The sequence below is a fragment of the Kitasatospora sp. NPDC003701 genome (assembly GCF_053587085.1).
In genome coordinates, this window is sequence record NZ_JBSFNM010000009.1 from 1 (window position 1) to 15365 (window position 15365).

Annotated in this window: 9 protein-coding genes and 1 pseudogene; 3 read left to right on the top strand and 7 right to left on the bottom strand. The window is 71.1% G+C overall.

Translation table 11 applies throughout. From position 1 onward, the window contains the following. Positions 1-152 precede the first annotated feature (152 nt). Both ACWDRR_RS11000 and ACWDRR_RS11005 read right to left on the bottom strand, forming a co-directional pair. Positions 153-1358 (bottom strand): annotated as a pseudogene (locus ACWDRR_RS11000) (S8 family serine peptidase); the annotation flags it as partial. Between the two features lie 364 nt (positions 1359-1722). Further along, positions 1723-2622 (bottom strand): hypothetical protein, encoded by a 900-nt coding sequence (locus ACWDRR_RS11005; RefSeq protein ID WP_449771877.1) that lies wholly within the window; start codon positions 2620-2622, stop codon positions 1723-1725. A 181-nt stretch (positions 2623-2803) separates the two neighbouring features. Between ACWDRR_RS11005 and ACWDRR_RS11010 the strand changes: the two genes are divergently transcribed. Next, entirely contained in the window at positions 2804-3751 is a 948-nt protein-coding gene (locus ACWDRR_RS11010; RefSeq protein ID WP_449771878.1) for an A/G-specific adenine glycosylase, read from the top strand. A gap of 82 nt (positions 3752-3833) precedes the next feature. Here ACWDRR_RS11010 and ACWDRR_RS11015 read toward each other — a convergent pair whose 3' ends face one another. Beyond that, positions 3834-5441: an MDR family MFS transporter gene (locus ACWDRR_RS11015; protein ID WP_449771879.1), complete on the bottom strand. Its 1608-nt coding sequence runs from the start codon at positions 5439-5441 to the stop codon at positions 3834-3836. A gap of 234 nt (positions 5442-5675) precedes the next feature. On the opposite strand from ACWDRR_RS11015, the gene ACWDRR_RS11020 reads away from it, so the two are divergent. Further along, positions 5676-6302 (top strand): TetR/AcrR family transcriptional regulator, encoded by a 627-nt coding sequence (locus ACWDRR_RS11020; protein WP_449771880.1) that lies wholly within the window; start codon positions 5676-5678, stop codon positions 6300-6302. Positions 6303-6410: 108 nt separating this feature from the next. Here ACWDRR_RS11020 and ACWDRR_RS11025 read toward each other — a convergent pair whose 3' ends face one another. Continuing rightward, positions 6411-7343 carry a M23 family metallopeptidase gene (locus ACWDRR_RS11025; RefSeq protein WP_449771881.1) on the bottom strand — a complete coding sequence of 311 codons (933 nt, stop codon included), beginning with the start codon at positions 7341-7343 and terminating at the stop codon, positions 6411-6413. 378 nt (positions 7344-7721) lie between these two features. Here ACWDRR_RS11025 and ACWDRR_RS11030 point away from each other — a divergent pair, with 378 nt between their 5' ends. Further along, positions 7722-8891: a threonine aldolase family protein gene (locus ACWDRR_RS11030; protein WP_449771882.1), complete on the top strand. Its 1170-nt coding sequence runs from the start codon at positions 7722-7724 to the stop codon at positions 8889-8891. A gap of 176 nt (positions 8892-9067) precedes the next feature. On the opposite strand, the gene ACWDRR_RS11035 is transcribed toward ACWDRR_RS11030, so the two are convergent. From ACWDRR_RS11035 to ACWDRR_RS11045, 3 genes are all read right to left on the bottom strand, one after another. Continuing rightward, positions 9068-11422, bottom strand: coding sequence for an immune inhibitor A domain-containing protein (locus ACWDRR_RS11035; protein ID WP_449771883.1), 2355 nt, complete (start codon positions 11420-11422; stop codon positions 9068-9070). A 352-nt stretch (positions 11423-11774) separates the two neighbouring features. Then, positions 11775-14294, bottom strand: coding sequence for an ATP-dependent Clp protease ATP-binding subunit (locus tag ACWDRR_RS11040; RefSeq protein ID WP_360634506.1), 2520 nt, complete (start codon positions 14292-14294; stop codon positions 11775-11777). Between the two features lie 691 nt (positions 14295-14985). Further along, on the bottom strand, positions 14986-15336 hold the full coding sequence (locus ACWDRR_RS11045; RefSeq protein WP_449771884.1) for a histone-like nucleoid-structuring protein Lsr2: 351 nt from the start codon (positions 15334-15336) through the stop codon (positions 14986-14988). Positions 15337-15365 lie beyond the last annotated feature (29 nt).

Sequence of the window (15365 nt, forward strand, 5' to 3'; positions counted from 1 at the left end):
CGTCGCCGGTGCCGCGCCGCTTCCGCGTCGCCGGTGCCGCGCCGCTTCCGCGTCGCCGGTGCCGCGCCGCTTCCGCGTCGCCGGTGCCGCGCCGCGCCGCTACCGCGTCGCCGGTGCCGCGCCGCGCCGCTACCGCGTCGCCGCTACTGGGTCACGCGCAGCAGCAGGTTCGGGCTGCCGCTGCCGATCGAGGTGAGCAGGCCGCTGGTGGCGGCCGAGGTGAGGGCGCCGGCGACGCCCGCCGGGTCGGCCCCGGGGTGGTACGAGAGGTAGACCGCCGCCGCGCCGGCCACGTGCGGACTGGCCATCGAGGTGCCGGAGATGGTGTTGGTGGCGGTGTCGCTCGTGCCCCAGGCCGAGGTGATGGAGGTGCCGGGGGCGAAGATGTCGACCCGGCTGCCGTAGTTGGAGTACGTGGCCCGGGCGTCGGTGTTGGTGGTCGCGCCGACGGTGATCGCGGTCGCCACCCTGGCCGGCGAGTAGTTCTGCGCCGGGGCGTTGTAGTTGCCGGCGGCTATCGCGTAGGTGACGCCGGAGGCGATCGAGCCGGCCACGGCGTTGTCCAGCGTGGTGCTGGCCGAGCCGCCGAGACTGAGGTTGGCGACGGCGGGCTTCTTCGCGTTCTGGGTGACCCAGTTGACGCCGGCGATGACGCCCGCGGTGGTGCCGGAGCCGTTGTTGTCGAGCACCCGGACCCCGACCACCTTGGCGGCCTTGGCGACCCCGTGGGCGCTGCCCGCGATGGTCGCCGCGACGTGGGTGCCGTGGCCGTTGCCGTCCTGGGCGACGGCGTCGTTGTCGACGAAGTCGTAGCCGTTGGCGGCCCGGCCGCCGAAGTCGGTGTGCGAGGTCCGCACCCCGGTGTCGATGACGTAGGCCGTCACCCCGGCGCCGGCGGTGTCGGGGTAGGTGTAGCGGGAGTCGAGCGGGAGGGCGGCCTGGTCGATCCGGTCCAGGCCCCAGGAGGGCGGGTTCACCTGGGTGGTGGTCACGGTGAAGACCTGGTTGGCCTCGACCGACGCGACCGCGGGGTCGGCGGCCAGCCGGCGGGCCTGCTTGGCCGTCAGGGCGACCTCGTAGCCGTTCACCACCCCGTTCCAGGTCTGCTGGATCCGGCCGCCGTGCCGGGCCACCAGGTGCCGGCCCTGCTCGGATTCGGCCCGGACCCCCGAGCCCGTCCGAAGGGTGACGATGTAGCTGCCCGGGACGGCGGTCGGCGAGTCGGCCTGCTGGACGACGCCCTCGGGGAGCTCGGCCGCGCCGGCGGGCAGGGTGGCGGCGCCGCACAGGACGGCGGTGGCGATCGCGGTGGTCAGGGCGGCCGCGGCTCGGCGGCGGGTGATGCGCTGCACTGCCATGAGAGGTGTTCCTCCTCGTCGGTGGTGCGGAGCTGGGTACCGGGCGGTGCTTCGGCCCGGGGGATCAGCATTCGGCCACTGGCAGGGACGCGACAAGGAGACTTTCAGGTCGTCATACCGGCGCTACACCAAGGACATCCGGCGACGGGGTCGAGCCGGGGTGAACCGGGCGGAACGAGCGGTGCCGGCCGGCCCGCGGGGCCCGGCCGCCATCGGGGCGTCACCCGGGGACACCGGCCGACACCCTTCCTCAACGCCCTCGCGGCGGGGCGCGCCGCACGGGCGGCCGGAAACGCACCGAAGCCCCGGCGCGACGGGCGTCGGGGCTTCGGTGCTTCGGCGAGAGGTGGGCTTCGAGGAGGGCTCAGCTCTCCAGGCGGATCGAGGAGCGCGCCGAGACCTGGCCCCCGGAGAGGCCGGTGAGGTCGGCGACCACCAGGTAGGTGCCGGCGGGTGCGGCGGCCGGGTCGGCGCTGGCGCACTGCGGCTTGCTGCGGCCGCGGTCCCAGGTGAAGGTCTCGGTCAGACCGCCGTTCGCCGGGATCTGCGCCCAGTTGCCGCCCCGGTCGGCCGGGCAGTCGCCGGAGGACCAGATGCGGTCGCCGTTGCTGGCCGTCACCGTGATGGCGGAGGCCGTCCGGCCCAGGTCCACCCGGCAGTTGGCGCCGGAGGAGTTGTGGACGGTCAGCGTCAGCTTCGGCTTGTCCTTGGGCTGGTAGGAGTTCTGGGCACTGGCCAGCTCCAGCGTCACCTGGGAGGAGGCGCAGACGGGCAGTGCCATGACCTCGGAGGTGTTCACCGGGGGAGTGCCGCCGCCGTTGGTGCCGCCGGCCGCGCCGCCGCCCGCACCGCCCGTGGTGGACCCGCCGGCGGCCGAGCCGCCCGTGGTCGATCCGCCGGTGGCGGGGGCCGGGTTGGGCGCGCCGCCCGTGCCACCGGTGCTGAGGGTGACGTCACCGCCGCCGGATCCGGAGACCGCGCCCCCGCTCGGGTTGGTGCCGCCCGTCCCGCCGCTGCCGGGGCGCGAGTTGTTCGCGGGGCCGCTCGGGGACGCCCCGGGCGTGATCGCCTGGACCGGGGTCTGGGACTGGGAGGGTGCGGCCTGCGCGGCCTTGCCCGCCGGTCCGTCACCACCACCGCCCTGATCGGACATCAGCCAGACGAGCAGGGCGACGACCGCGGCGACGGCGACGAGCACGACGAGGCGCCGTCGCCAGTAGATCGAGGCCGGCAACGGTCCCACGGGTTGACGCAGAGAGGGCACGCCCAAACTCTACGAGACACTGTGTGCCCTTTGACTCACCAACACCGCACACTCGCCCCTTCCTTCACATGATCCGCCATATGCGCCGTTCGGGGGAGGCCCGACGGGGGCCTTTCGGGGGAATCCGGACTTCGCTCCTCCGCTTCGGGTGACGGCGCGGCCGTGGGAGGATCGAAGGGCCATGGCTGCCATCACCGTCACCCCCGCCGTCCCCGCCCCCGCGTCCGCAGCGGCCGCCCCGCCGGCGCTGCCGCTGCCGCTGCCGGTGCTGCACTCGACCGTCCTCGGCTGGTACGACGCCCATGCGCGCGATCTCCCCTGGCGGACTCCGGAGGCCTCGCCCTGGGCGGTGATGGTCAGCGAGTTCATGCTTCAGCAGACTCCGGTGAAGCGGGTGCTGCCGGCCTACGAGGCCTGGCTGGAGCGCTGGCCGACACCGGCCGACCTGGCGGCCGACGCGCCCGGCGAGGCGGTCCGGATGTGGGGCCGGCTGGGCTACCCCCGGCGGGCGCTGCGCCTGCACGGCGCGGCGGTGGCGATCACGGAGAAGCACGGCGGCGTCGTCCCGGACGACCACGCGACGCTGCTCTCGCTGCCCGGCGTCGGGGAGTACACGGCGGCCGCGGTGGCCTCGTTCGCCTTCCGCCAGCGGCACGTGGTGCTGGACACCAACGTCCGGCGGGTGTTCGCCCGCGCGGTGACGGGGGTGGAGTACCCGGCCCAGGCCACCACGGCGGCCGAGCGGCGGACGGCCGCCGCGCTGCTGCCCGACGACGCCGGGACGGCGGCGACCTGGGCGGTCGGCGTGATGGAGCTGGGGGCGCTGGTCTGCACGGCGCGCGGCCCGGAGTGCGGCGGCTGCCCGCTGTTCAGCCACTGCGCCTGGCAGCGGGCCGGCTGCCCGCCGTACGAGGGTCCGGCCCGGCGCGGCCAGTCCTACGAGGGGACGGACCGGCAGGTCCGCGGGAAGCTCCTGGCGGTGCTGCGGGACGCGCACGGCGCGGTCGAGCAGGCGCGGCTGGACGCGGTCTGGCCGGACGCGGTGCAGCGGGCCCGGGCGCTGGACGGGCTGGTCGCCGACGGTCTGGTGGAGCCGGTCGAGCAGGGCGTCTACCGGCTGCCGCAGTAGCACCGGGAGAGCGCCGCGCACGCTGCCGGGCCCGGAAACGCGGAATCCCCCCTCCCGCAGCGGGAGGGGGGACGTCCGGGCGTCAGATCGCGACGGCCTCGATGTTGGGCTCGGTGCCCTTGTCGTCGCCCTTCGCGGGCGAGCCGGCGCCGCGCAGCGGCACCTCGCGCATGAACACCGCGGCGGCGATCGAGATCACCGCGGCGGCGGCGCCCCAGAGGAAGACGGTGTGCATGCCGTTGGCCACGGCGTGGTGGTACGCGTCCTGGACCGGGGCGGGCAGCTCCCGCAGCGCGGCCGGGCTCAGGGAGCTCGGGTCGCCCTTGCCGCCGCCGTTGGCGGCCGCGTCGCCGAGCCGCTCCTTCATGGTCTCGGTGACCCGGTTGTTGAACAGGGCACCGAACAGCGCCACACCGAAGGAGCCGCCGATGGTGCGGAACAGGGTGGCGGTGGAGCTGGCCACGCCCATGTCCTTGAGCTCGACGCTGTTCTGCGCGACCAGCATGGTGATCTGCATCAGGAAGCCCATGCCGGCGCCCAGCACCACCATCCAGCAGGCCGAGGCGAAGCTGCTGGTGTCGGTGGAGAGCGTGGACAGCAGCAGCATGCCGCCGGTCATCACGATCGTGCCGATGATCGGGTAGATCCGGTACTTGCCGGTCTTGGTGACCGCCTGGCCGACCACCAGCGAGATGACCAGCATGCCGAACATCATCGGCATCAGCAGCAGGCCGGAGTTGGTGGCCGAGGCGCCCTGCACGGTCTGCTGGTAGAGCGGCAGGAAGACGGTCGAGCCGAACATCACGAAGCCGACGATGAAGCCGATCAGCGAGACCAGGGTGAAGTTCAGGTTCTTGAACAGGTCGAGCGGGAGCATCGGCTCCTCGACCCGCTGCTCGACGTAACAGAAGGCGATCAGCGTGGCGGCGGCGAGCGCGGCCAGGCCCAGGATCTGCTTGGAGCCCCAGGCGTACTCCTGGCCGCCCCAGGTGGTGATCAGGGTGAGCGCGGTGATGCCGGTGGTGAGCAGGATCGCGCCGAGGTAGTCGATGCGGGCCTTGTTGCGGACCTTCGGAAGCTTCAGGGTGACCACGACGACGGCGAGTGCGATCACGCCGAGCGGCAGGTTGATGTAGAAGGTCCAGTGCCAGCTCAGGTGGTCGGTGATGAAGCCGCCGACCAGCGGGCCGCCGATGGTGGCGAGCGCCATCACGGCGGCGAACATGCCCTGGTACTTGCCGCGGTCACGCGGCGGGACCAGCGCGCCCATGATCGACATCACGCCGACCATCAGACCGCCGGCGCCCAGGCCCTGGAGGGCGCGGAAGCCGATCAGCTCGTTCATGTTCTGCGAGAGGCCGGAGAGGGCCGACCCCACGAGGAAGATCACGATCGAGGTGAGGAAGGTGCCCTTGCGGCCGTAGAGGTCGCCGAGCTTGCCCCAGATCGGGGTGGAGGCGGCGGTGGCCAGGGTGTACGAGGTCACCACCCAGGACAGGTGCTCGGCGCCGCCGAGGTCGCCGACGATCGTCGGCATCGCGGTGCCGACGATCAGGTTGTCGAGCATGGCCAGCAGCATGGTGACGACCAGGCCGATCATGACCAGGCGGATCTCACGGGGGGAGCGCTGCGGCTCCTCCTCGGTCGTCTTCGTTTCCGGTGCCGGGGTGTCGGCCTTGGGTTGTGACATGGGGTGGTGTCTCCCGGACTGGAGGCGGACGACCGATCTGGCCTGCGAAAGGCTTACTTACTTGTCGCCCGGCTAGTTTGTGGACCGTCGGCACGGTAGGTTGTCCACTAGCCGGTCGTCAAGCCAGTTTCTCGGCCGGCCCTCCGGGCGGGGAGAATGAGTTCGGACAGGCGTTGGACCGGCGCCCGCCGAACGCAGCCGCAGTAGTCACCGACGCAGTCAACGAGGCAGGCCATGGGTACGACGCACAGCCCCCGCAGTGACACCCGGGCCCGTATTGTCGCGGTCGCACTGGAACTCTTCTCCGAACAGGGCTACGAGCAGACCTCGCTGCGCGAGATCGCCGACCGCCTCGGCGTCACCAAGGCCGCGCTCTACTACCACTTCAAGACCAAGGACGACATCGTCCACGGCATCGTGCAGAGCATGGCCGCGCCGATCGACGAGACCATCGCCTGGGGCGGGGAGCAGGAGTGGACGCCCGCGCTGCGGGACGAGCTGATCCGGCGGTTCGCGGCGGGCATGTCGGAGCGGGCCCCGCTGCTGCGCTTCTTCCACGAGAACCAGCCCGCGCTGCGCGACTCGCCGGCCGGGGTGGAGTTCAAGGAGCGCATGATCGCGATGGTCCGGCTGGTGCACGGCCCGGACGCCACCTTCGAGGACCGGCTGCGCGCCGCGATGTCGCTGTTCACCATCAACTCGGCCCTGTTCCTGATCAAGCAGGACGCCTCCGAGTGCCGGAAGCCCGGGCACATCCCGCAGGACGCGGTGCCGGCGGCCACCGTGGAGGAGGCGATGGCGGCCGCGCAGCGGGTCGCGCTGGAGATCGGTGCCCTGATCAGCCCCCCGGCGCGGGTCTGACCGGTCCGTCGGGCGGGCGTCCGGCCGGCCTCCGGGCCCGGACCGCCCACGACGCCCGAGGGGCGGGCCGGTCACCGACCGGTCCGCCCCTCGTCGTTCGCCGCCGCCTCAGAAGCCGGTGACCCCGTGCCCGGAGAGGTAGGCGATCGGGTTGACCACCGCGCCGTAGTGGTTGCTGGAGCGGATCTCGAAGTGCAGGTGGGGACCGGTCGAGTTGCCGGTGTTCCCGGACTTGCCGATCTGCTCGGCGGCCGACACCCGGTCGCCCGCCGACACCGAGATCGCCGACATGTGCGCGTACTGCGCGTAGCGCCCGTCGGCCAGCCGCAGCACGACCTCCTTGCCGTAGGCGCCGTCCCAGCCGGCCGACACGACGGTGGCGTTGCCGACCGCGAGCAGCGGGGTGCCCGGCTTCACCGCGAAGTCCACCCCGGTGTGGTAGCCGGCGGCGTACTCCGGGTTGGCCACGCCGTACGGGTTGCTGGTCGGCGCGCCCGGCACCGGCGCGGACCACTCCGGTGCCGGAGCGGGTGCCGGGGCGGGGGCGGGAACGGGTGCGGGGGCCGGCTCCGGGGCCGGCTCGGGCGCCGGGGCCTGGTCGGCGGACGGCGCGGGCGCGGCCGGCGGCTCCGGGGGCAGCAGGTTGGCGGCCACCGCCACGTACTCCTGGGCCGAGCCGTGTGCGTGCGGCAGCTGGTACGAGCTCGGGCCGGCGACCTGCACCGGCGCGGGTGCGGGCACCGCGTCCGGCGAGGCGGTGAAGGCCGAGCTGCCGGGGGTGGTGGGTATGACCGTCTGCGCCGAGGCGCTGCCCGGGGCGGCGACCAGCAGGGCGCCGGACAGTATCACCGCACTCGCGCCGACCGCGGTGACGGTGCGGTGGCGGTCGGTCCGGAGCGGGCCGCCGGGCAGGGTGTGGCGGGGCGCGGTGAGCGTGCGCAGCGGGGCGGCGTGGGTGCGGACGGCCTGGCCGAGCCGGGGCTGCCAGGCCGCCGCCTGGGTCGCCGCGCGGGCGGCGAGGCGGCGGAGGGCCGGCCCCATGGGCGGGACGGAAGACATCGGGTAGCTCAACCTCACGGACGTACGGGGGCAGCACAACGAGCCCGTTCGGGCGTGCTGAGCGGGGGACCACTCAGGTGTAACCGTCACCGAGCGGACTCCCAAACGGTGTGACGTACTACGGCGTGTAGTCAGCGTTGCGCCGGAGATTCAAGCCGACGGAGTAACGATCATGAAATCCGACAGTCCGTTCATGGCCCGTGCGCCGTCGGGGTGCGCCGCACCGCGCTACTACCGCCGCTCGTACCACGGCGGGGGCTTGTGACCAGTGCCACCCGGCACCGGGGTTTGGGAGACCTCGGGCGTTCCCGTCGTGTCCGCACCGCTGACCCGGCGCGCTCCCTGCGGGACCATCGACGCATGTATCCCAACAGGAGCGAAGAGACCGACGGCAGCCGCGGGCCGGGCGTCCAGGAGCGCCGGTACGCCGCGCTGCGTGCCAGCGAGCGGCTGCTGTCCGGCACCCGGCCGCGAAGCCTGCGCGAGCGCCTCGCCGCCCTGGCCGAGGAGGGCGAGCACGCGTACGACCTCGACCGGCGGCCGGACATGTACGGCGACGGCGTGGTGCGGGCCCTGGAACAGCGGGTGGCCGAGCTGCTCGGGACCGAGGACGCGGCGTTCTTCCCCACCGGCACGATGGCCCAGCAGGTCGCGCTGCGGATCCACGCCGAGGCCGCCGGCCTGCCGACGGTGGCCACGCACCCGCTCGGCCACACCGAGCTGCACGAGCGGCACGCGTTGGTGCAGCTCAGCGGTCTGCGCAGCGTCTGGCCGACGATCGCGCCGCGGATGCCGACGGTGGCCGAGCTGCGGGCCTTCGACGAGCCGTACGCCGCGCTGATCCTGGAGCTGCCGCTGCGCGAAGCCGGGTTCGTCCTGCCGTCCTGGGCGGACCTGCTGGCCGTGGCCGGGGTGGTCCGGGAGGAGCACGGCGCCGCGCTGCACCTGGACGGGGCCCGGATCTGGGAGTCGGCGGTCCACTTCGACCGCCCGCTGCCGGAGATCGCCGCGCAGGCCGACTCGGTCTACGTGTCCTTCTACAAGACCCTCGGCGGGATCAGCGGCGCCGCGCTGGCCGGCCGGGGCGCCTTCGTCCGGACGGCCAGGGCCTGGCGGCACCGCTACGGCGGCCAGCTCTTCCAGCAGTGGCCGGCCGCACTGGCCGCGCTGGCCGGGCTGGACCGCGAACTGCCGCGCCTGGGCGAGTACGTCGGGCATGCCGGGACCGTCGCGGCGGCGCTCGCCGAGGGGTTCTCGGACGTCCCGGGAGCCAGGGTCCACCCGGCCCCGCCGCACACCCACCAGTTCCAGCTCTGGCTCCCGTACACCCCCGGGGAGCTGGACCTCGCCGGACTGCGGCTGGCGGAGGAGTCGGGGACGGCCCTGTTCGGCGGCTGGCGCGAGCAGGGCCTGCCGGGGCTGTCGATGACGGAGGTCACGGTGGCCGCGGACGCCCTGGAGTGGACCGGGAAGGACGTCGTGGAGGCGGTGGACGCCTTCCGCGCGCTGCTGCCCGAGCGGCCGGCCTGAGCGGGCTCCGGGCGGCACCCGGCGGACTCGGGTGGCACCGGCCGGCCCGAGCGGCACCGGGCGGGGCCCGGAGGCGCCGCGGACAAGCATCCGGCCCGCCCCCGCAGGTGCGGGGACGGGCCGGACGGTGAATCAGGTGTGCCTGGTCAGAGGCTGATCGTCACTGCTCGTTTCGATCAGTTGTCGACCGGGCGGACGCGGATCCAGGTCTCGAGGTAGTTCGAGGACTCGTTCTCGACCTCGATGCTGGTGCCGGTCTTCGGGACGATGACGCTGCTGTACGGGTTGTCCTTCGTCCAGTACGACTTGAGGTCGCTGAACTCGTCGACGCCCTTGGCCTTCGGGACGACCGTCTCGACGCCGGCCTTGTGCAGGGACAGGCCGTCGACCTTGCGCGAACCGAAGGTCGAGTCGTAGCCCTGGATGCGCGGGCGCATCAGGGTGCCGTCCGTCCACTTGATCGGGGTCGGGTGCGAGTCGATCGGGAGGATCAGGCCCGAGCCCGGGTGGTTGGTGACGTTGTTGTCACTCTGGGAGGTGTCCCACAGCCAGATCAGCAGACCCTGCTGGTAGGGGTAGTGCTCCACCCAGTTCGGCTTGGTGTTGGAGAAGCCGAAGTTGTACGGGCCGGTCTTCAGGGTCCGGTCGTACGAGATGTGCTGGCGGTTCTCGGCGATGTAGTACTGCGCGTAGTCGTTCGAGAACGAGCCGGTGATCCGGGAGAAGCCGTTGGCGGTCCAGCCGTTGTCGCCGTTCTCGGCACCGTCGGTGAAGACGGTGGCGCCGTTGGCGGCGATGGCGATGTCGTCCAGGGCCAGGCCCTTGAGGTGCAGACCGCCGTCGGTGGTGTAGTGGAAGCGGACCTTGACGGCCTTACCCGCGTAGGCGTCCAGCGAGAACGACAGGTCGCCCCACTTGTTGCCCGAGTTGCCGGTCAGGCCGGCCTTGTCGGCGGCGTTCTTCGGGATCGCGACCCCGTTGAAGGTGCCGTTCAGGGCGGTCCAGTTGGCGCCACCGTCGGTGGAGACCTCGGCGTAGCCGTAGTCGAAGTCCTGCTCGATGTCGTACCAGGCCTTGGCCGTCAGCGTGGCGCTGGTCTTGCCGGTCAGGTCGACGTCACGGGTCAGCGACACGTTCAGGTCGTCTGCGCTGCCGCTCCACCACTCGTTGGCACCCGCGAACGGGGTGTTGATGGTGGTGGTGACCTTCTTCTTCGGAAGGTCGACGACCAGGGCCTGCGGCAGGGCGGTGTTGAACTCGACCGGGCCGATGTGGTGGGTCGACTCGGTGCCGGCCTTGGCCTTGTCGTACTTCAGCCAGCCGAGCTGGAGCTTGCTCCAGGCGTCGAGGTCGTTCGGCATGTCGCCGATCGAGTTCTTGCCCTCGCCGAGCCAGGAGCCGGAGGACATCAGCGACCAGAAGCCGACCGAGTTGTCGATCCCGCTGCCCGAGGTGTCGTACAGGTCCGGCAGGCCGAGGTCGTGGCCGTACTCGTGGGCGAAGACACCGAGGCCGCCGTTCTCCGGCTGCATGGTGTAGTCACCGATCCAGATGCCGGTGGAGCCGACCGGGGTGCCGCCGAGCAGGTTGTTGGCGGGGCCGGTGGAGCCGGCCGCGGTGCCGTAGACGTACGAGCGGTGGGCCCACAGCGCGTTGTCGCCCTGCTTGCCGCCGCCCGCCGACTGGTCCTCGCCGGCGTGCACGATCTGGAAGTGGTCGATGTAACCGTCGGGCTCGTTGAAGTTGCCGTCGTGGTCGAAGTCGTACCGGTCCCACTGGTCGTACTGCGCGATGGTGGCCTTGATCTGAGCGTCCGTCTGGCCCTTGGCCTTCTGGTCGGCGACCCAGGCGTTGATGCCGTCGCGGATCAGGTCCTGCGCGTTGTTGCAGACGTGCTGGCCGCAGTAGTCCGAGCCGTAACGGGCCTCGTTCCACGGGACCTTCACCCAGTCGGTGACCTGGCCGTCGACGGAGTAGCGGCCCGAGGACTGCTTCTCGTAGAAGGTCTTCAGCGAGTCCTGGGTCTTGCTGAAGTACATGTCCTGGTAGTGCTGCTGGTTGTAGTCAGCCTGCCAGAGCGTCGAGTTGTTGGTCGCCGCGTCGGGCTTCTCGATCTGGTTGTGCTGGGGACCGGGGTCCCCACCGAACTTGATCTTGCCGTCCGGCGTCTTCGTGGTGTTGTCCACCTGGTCGCTGAAGTCGACCAGGATGGTGAAGATCTTGTCCGTGCGCTCACGGGCGAGCTCGACGTACTTGTCCTTGCCCAGCTTGATGCTGGTGCTGCCGCCGTGCTCCTCGACCTTCGCGGTGCCGGCGAGCAGCTGCTCGGTGGCGGCCTTCTGCTCGGCCTCGACCTTCTCGGTCAGCGGGCCCGGCAGGTTGTGGTCGGTCTTGACCGACTGGACGGCGTCAGCAGGGTCGTGCGGGACGGGTGCCGAGCCGGCCGCGGTGGCCACGCTCGGGAACAGACCCGCGCCGAGAGCGGCTATGACCGCCCCGGCCGTGGCGGCCGCGGCGGCTTTCCTGGTCATCTTCAACGTTGTGACGTCCTCCCCAAACCGGTCCGGCTCTTGGCCTTCCGGTAAACCAATGAAAGACAGGTGGACGACATTTGATCCAAGCGTGGACGGAAAAGATAGACCTTGACCGTGACATGGCCACAGCGCTATGCTCCGCGACTCACTATCAACTGACGAACCGTCAAGAGCATTGGCATTAAAGATGCCTGCATATTCGATCGCACCCGGACCGCCGCCCCACCAGGCCTCCCGCCTGCGAGTTCGTGGGGTGGATCACAGCTTTTGTCACGGCACGCAAAACGGTCTGAGCCCCCGACGCGAACGTCGGGGGCTCAGACCGTGTGCTGTTATCTGTTAACTGTTACTACTTCGTCAGGTCCGGACCGGGCGAGGCCACCGCGGCCGGAGTGTCGGCGACCGCGGACTTCTCCTCGCCGCGGAAGGTGAACTTCGCTTCCTTGCCCTCGCCCTCGACACCGACGACCACGATGTGGCCGGCCCGCAGCTCGCCGAAGAGGATCTTCTCGGAGAGGTGGTCCTCGATCTCGCGCTGGATGGTGCGGCGCAGCGGACGGGCGCCGAGCAGCGGGTCGTAGCCGCGCTTGGCGAGCAGCTTCTTGGCCTCGATGCTGAGCTCCAGGCCCATGTCGCGGTCCCGCAGCCGGCCGTCCACCTTGTCGATCATCAGGTCGACGATCTGGATGATGTCTTCCTCGGACAGCTGGTGGAAGACCACGATGTCGTCGACGCGGTTCAGGAACTCGGGGCGGAAGTGCTGCTTGAGCTCCTCGCCGACCTTCGCCTTCATCCGCTCGTACCCGGTGGTGGAGTCGCCCGTGGCCGCGAAGCCCAGGTTGAACCCCTTGGAGATGTCCCGGGTGCCGAGGTTGGTCGTCATGATGATGACGGTGTTCTTGAAGTCGACCACGCGGCCCTGGGAGTCGGTCAGGCGACCGTCCTCCAGGATCTGCAGCAGCGAGTTGAAGATGTCCGGGTGGGCCTTCTCGACCTCGTCGAAGAGCACGACGGAGAACGGCTTGCGGCGGACCTTCTCGGTCAGCTGGCCGCCCTCCTCGTAGCCCACGTAGCCGGGGGGCGAACCGAAGAGCCGGGAGACGGTGTGCTTCTCCGAGAACTCGGACATGTCGAGCGAGATGAGCGCGTCCTCGTCGCCGAAGAGGAACTCGGCGAGCGTCTTGGAGAGCTCGGTCTTACCGACGCCGGACGGGCCGGCGAAGATGAACGAGCCGCCGGGGCGCTTCGGGTCCTTGAGGCCCGCACGGGTGCGCCGGATGGCCTGGGAGAGCGCCTTGATGGCGTCCTTCTGGCCGATGACGCGCTTGTGCAGCTCGTCCTCCATGCGCAGCAGGCGGGAGGACTCCTCCTCGGTCAGCTTGAAGACCGGGATGCCGGTGGCGGTGGCCAGGACCTCGGCGATGAGCTCCTCGTCGACCTCCGCGACGACATCCATGTCGCCGGCCTTCCACTCCTTCTCGCGCTTGGCCTTGGCCTGCAGGAGCTGCTTCTCGTCGTCGCGCAGGGACGCGGCCTTCTCGAAGTCCTGCGCGTCGATCGCGCTCTCCTTCTCGCGGCGCACGTCGGCGATCTTCTCGTCGAACTCGCGCAGGTCCGGCGGCGCGGTCATCCGGCGGATGCGCATCCGGGAGCCGGCCTCGTCGATCAGGTCGATGGCCTTGTCCGGCAGGAAGCGGTCCGAGATGTACCGGTCGGCCAGGGTGGCGGCGGCGACCAGGGCGGCGTCCGTGATGGAGACCCGGTGGTGGGCCTCGTAGCGGTCGCGCAGGCCCTTGAGGATCTCGATGGTGTGCGGCAGCGACGGCTCGGCGACCTGGATCGGCTGGAAGCGGCGCTCCAGCGCGGCGTCCTTCTCCAGGTGCTTGCGGTACTCGTCGAGCGTGGTGGCACCGATGGTCTGCAGCTCACCACGGGCCAGCATCGGCTTGAGGATGCTGGCGGCGTCGATGGCGCCCTCGGCGGCGCCCGCGCCGACCAGGGTGTGCAGCTCGTCGATGAACAGGATGATGTCGCCGCGGGTGCGGATCTCCTTGAGCACCTTCTTCAGGCGCTCCTCGAAGTCACCGCGGTAGCGCGAGCCGGCCACCAGGGCGCCCAGGTCCAGCGTGTAGAGCTGCTTGTCCTTGAGCGTCTCCGGGACCTCGCCCTTGACGATCGCCTGGGCCAGGCCCTCGACCACGGCCGTCTTGCCGACGCCGGGCTCACCGATCAGCACGGGGTTGTTCTTGGTGCGGCGGGACAGCACCTGCATGACCCGCTCGATCTCCTTCTCGCGCCCGATCACCGGGTCGAGCTTGGCCTCGCGGGCGGCCTGGGTGAGGTTGCGGCCGAACTGGTCCAGGACCAGCGAGGTCGACGGGGTGCCCTCGGCGGGCCCGCCGGCCGTGGCCGACTCCTTGCCGCCGCCGGTCTGGTAACCGGAGAGCAGCTGGATGACCTGCTGGCGCACCCGGTTGAGGTCGGCGCCGAGCTTCACCAGGACCTGGGCGGCGACGCCCTCGCCCTCGCGGATCAGGCCGAGCAGGATGTGCTCGGTGCCGATGTAGTTGTGGCCGAGCTGCAGGGCCTCCCGGAGCGACAGCTCCAGGACCTTCTTCGCCCGGGGGGTGAAGGGAATGTGACCGGACGGGGCCTGCTGGCCCTGGCCGATGATCTCCTCGACCTGCTGGCGAACGGCCTCAAGAGAAATCCCGAGGCTCTCCAGGGCCTTAGCGGCGACACCCTCACCCTCGTGGATCAGACCCAGGAGGATGTGCTCGGTGCCGATGTAGTTGTGGTTGAGCATCCGGGCTTCTTCCTGAGCCAGGACGACAACCCGCCGCGCGCGGTCGGTGAACCTCTCGAACATCGTTTATCGCTCCTCAGAGCGGTCGGGCAGTTCGGGGTCGGTCCCCGCCCTGTCCTTCCGCATGCTAGTCCCGCTCAGCGGCGCGGCCCACGGATTCACTCCCCGGTACGGGAGCGACATGCTGCGCGACCAGCCGACACCAATCCCAACCTGATGCTGGGAGACGGTGTTCCCACAGGTGGGCCGGATGCACCAGATACCGCTACGCCATCGGCGAACAACACCGGCCTGGGCGGATCCGGACGGTCTCCGGCGGGTCGCACGTACTGCCCCGGACGGTGCCCGGGGCGCCGTCCACCTGCATTCATACCCGGTATCGGCGCGGTTCTCGCGCAGTTTCCGCGGTGGCGGTGTTCGCCTGGCGAGAAGTCGGCCGGCGGTGACGGTGGGTCAGCTCCGACCGTCGGGGTCGGTAGGCCATCCCGGTGGTGTCGGCGTTACCGCTTCGCCCCTACAGCGTTGCACAGCTCGTGATTGTTCCGCCGCCCGATCCGGTGCTGCCCGGGCGGGTGCCCGAAGGGGCGCCCGTGCCCCGGCCCGCCGCCGTGCCCACGGGGGCGGGCGGCCGGTCCGGACGGGCACGCACCGCAGGGCGCGGAGAAGGTTCCTCCGCGCCCCGCGCATGTGCCAGGTGTGCCTCGGACGGCCACCGGAGCCCCGCACCCGCTCCGGCGGTCCGGCACTGCCGGAGTCAGGCCGCGTTGGCCTTGTCGTAGGCCTCGCGGACGGTGCTCGGCACCCGACCGCGGTCGTTGACGTCCAGACCCTGCTCCTTGGCCCACGCGCGGATCTTGGCGGTGTCCGGCGCGCTGCCGGACGGGCGCGGAGCAGTGCCGCGGCCCGGGCGCCGGGCGCCGGCGAGCCGGCCGCTCTGCTTGCGGCCCTTGTCCACGTACGGCGCCAGCAGACCGCGCAGCTTGTCCGCGTTGGCGCTCTTCAGATCGATCTCGTAGGCAACGCCGTCGAGCGCGAACGTCACCGTCTCGTCCGCCGAACCGCCGTCGAGATCGTCTTCAAGAATGACCTGCACCCTCTGTGCCACGGGCTTCCCTTTCCGCTAAACGACCCATT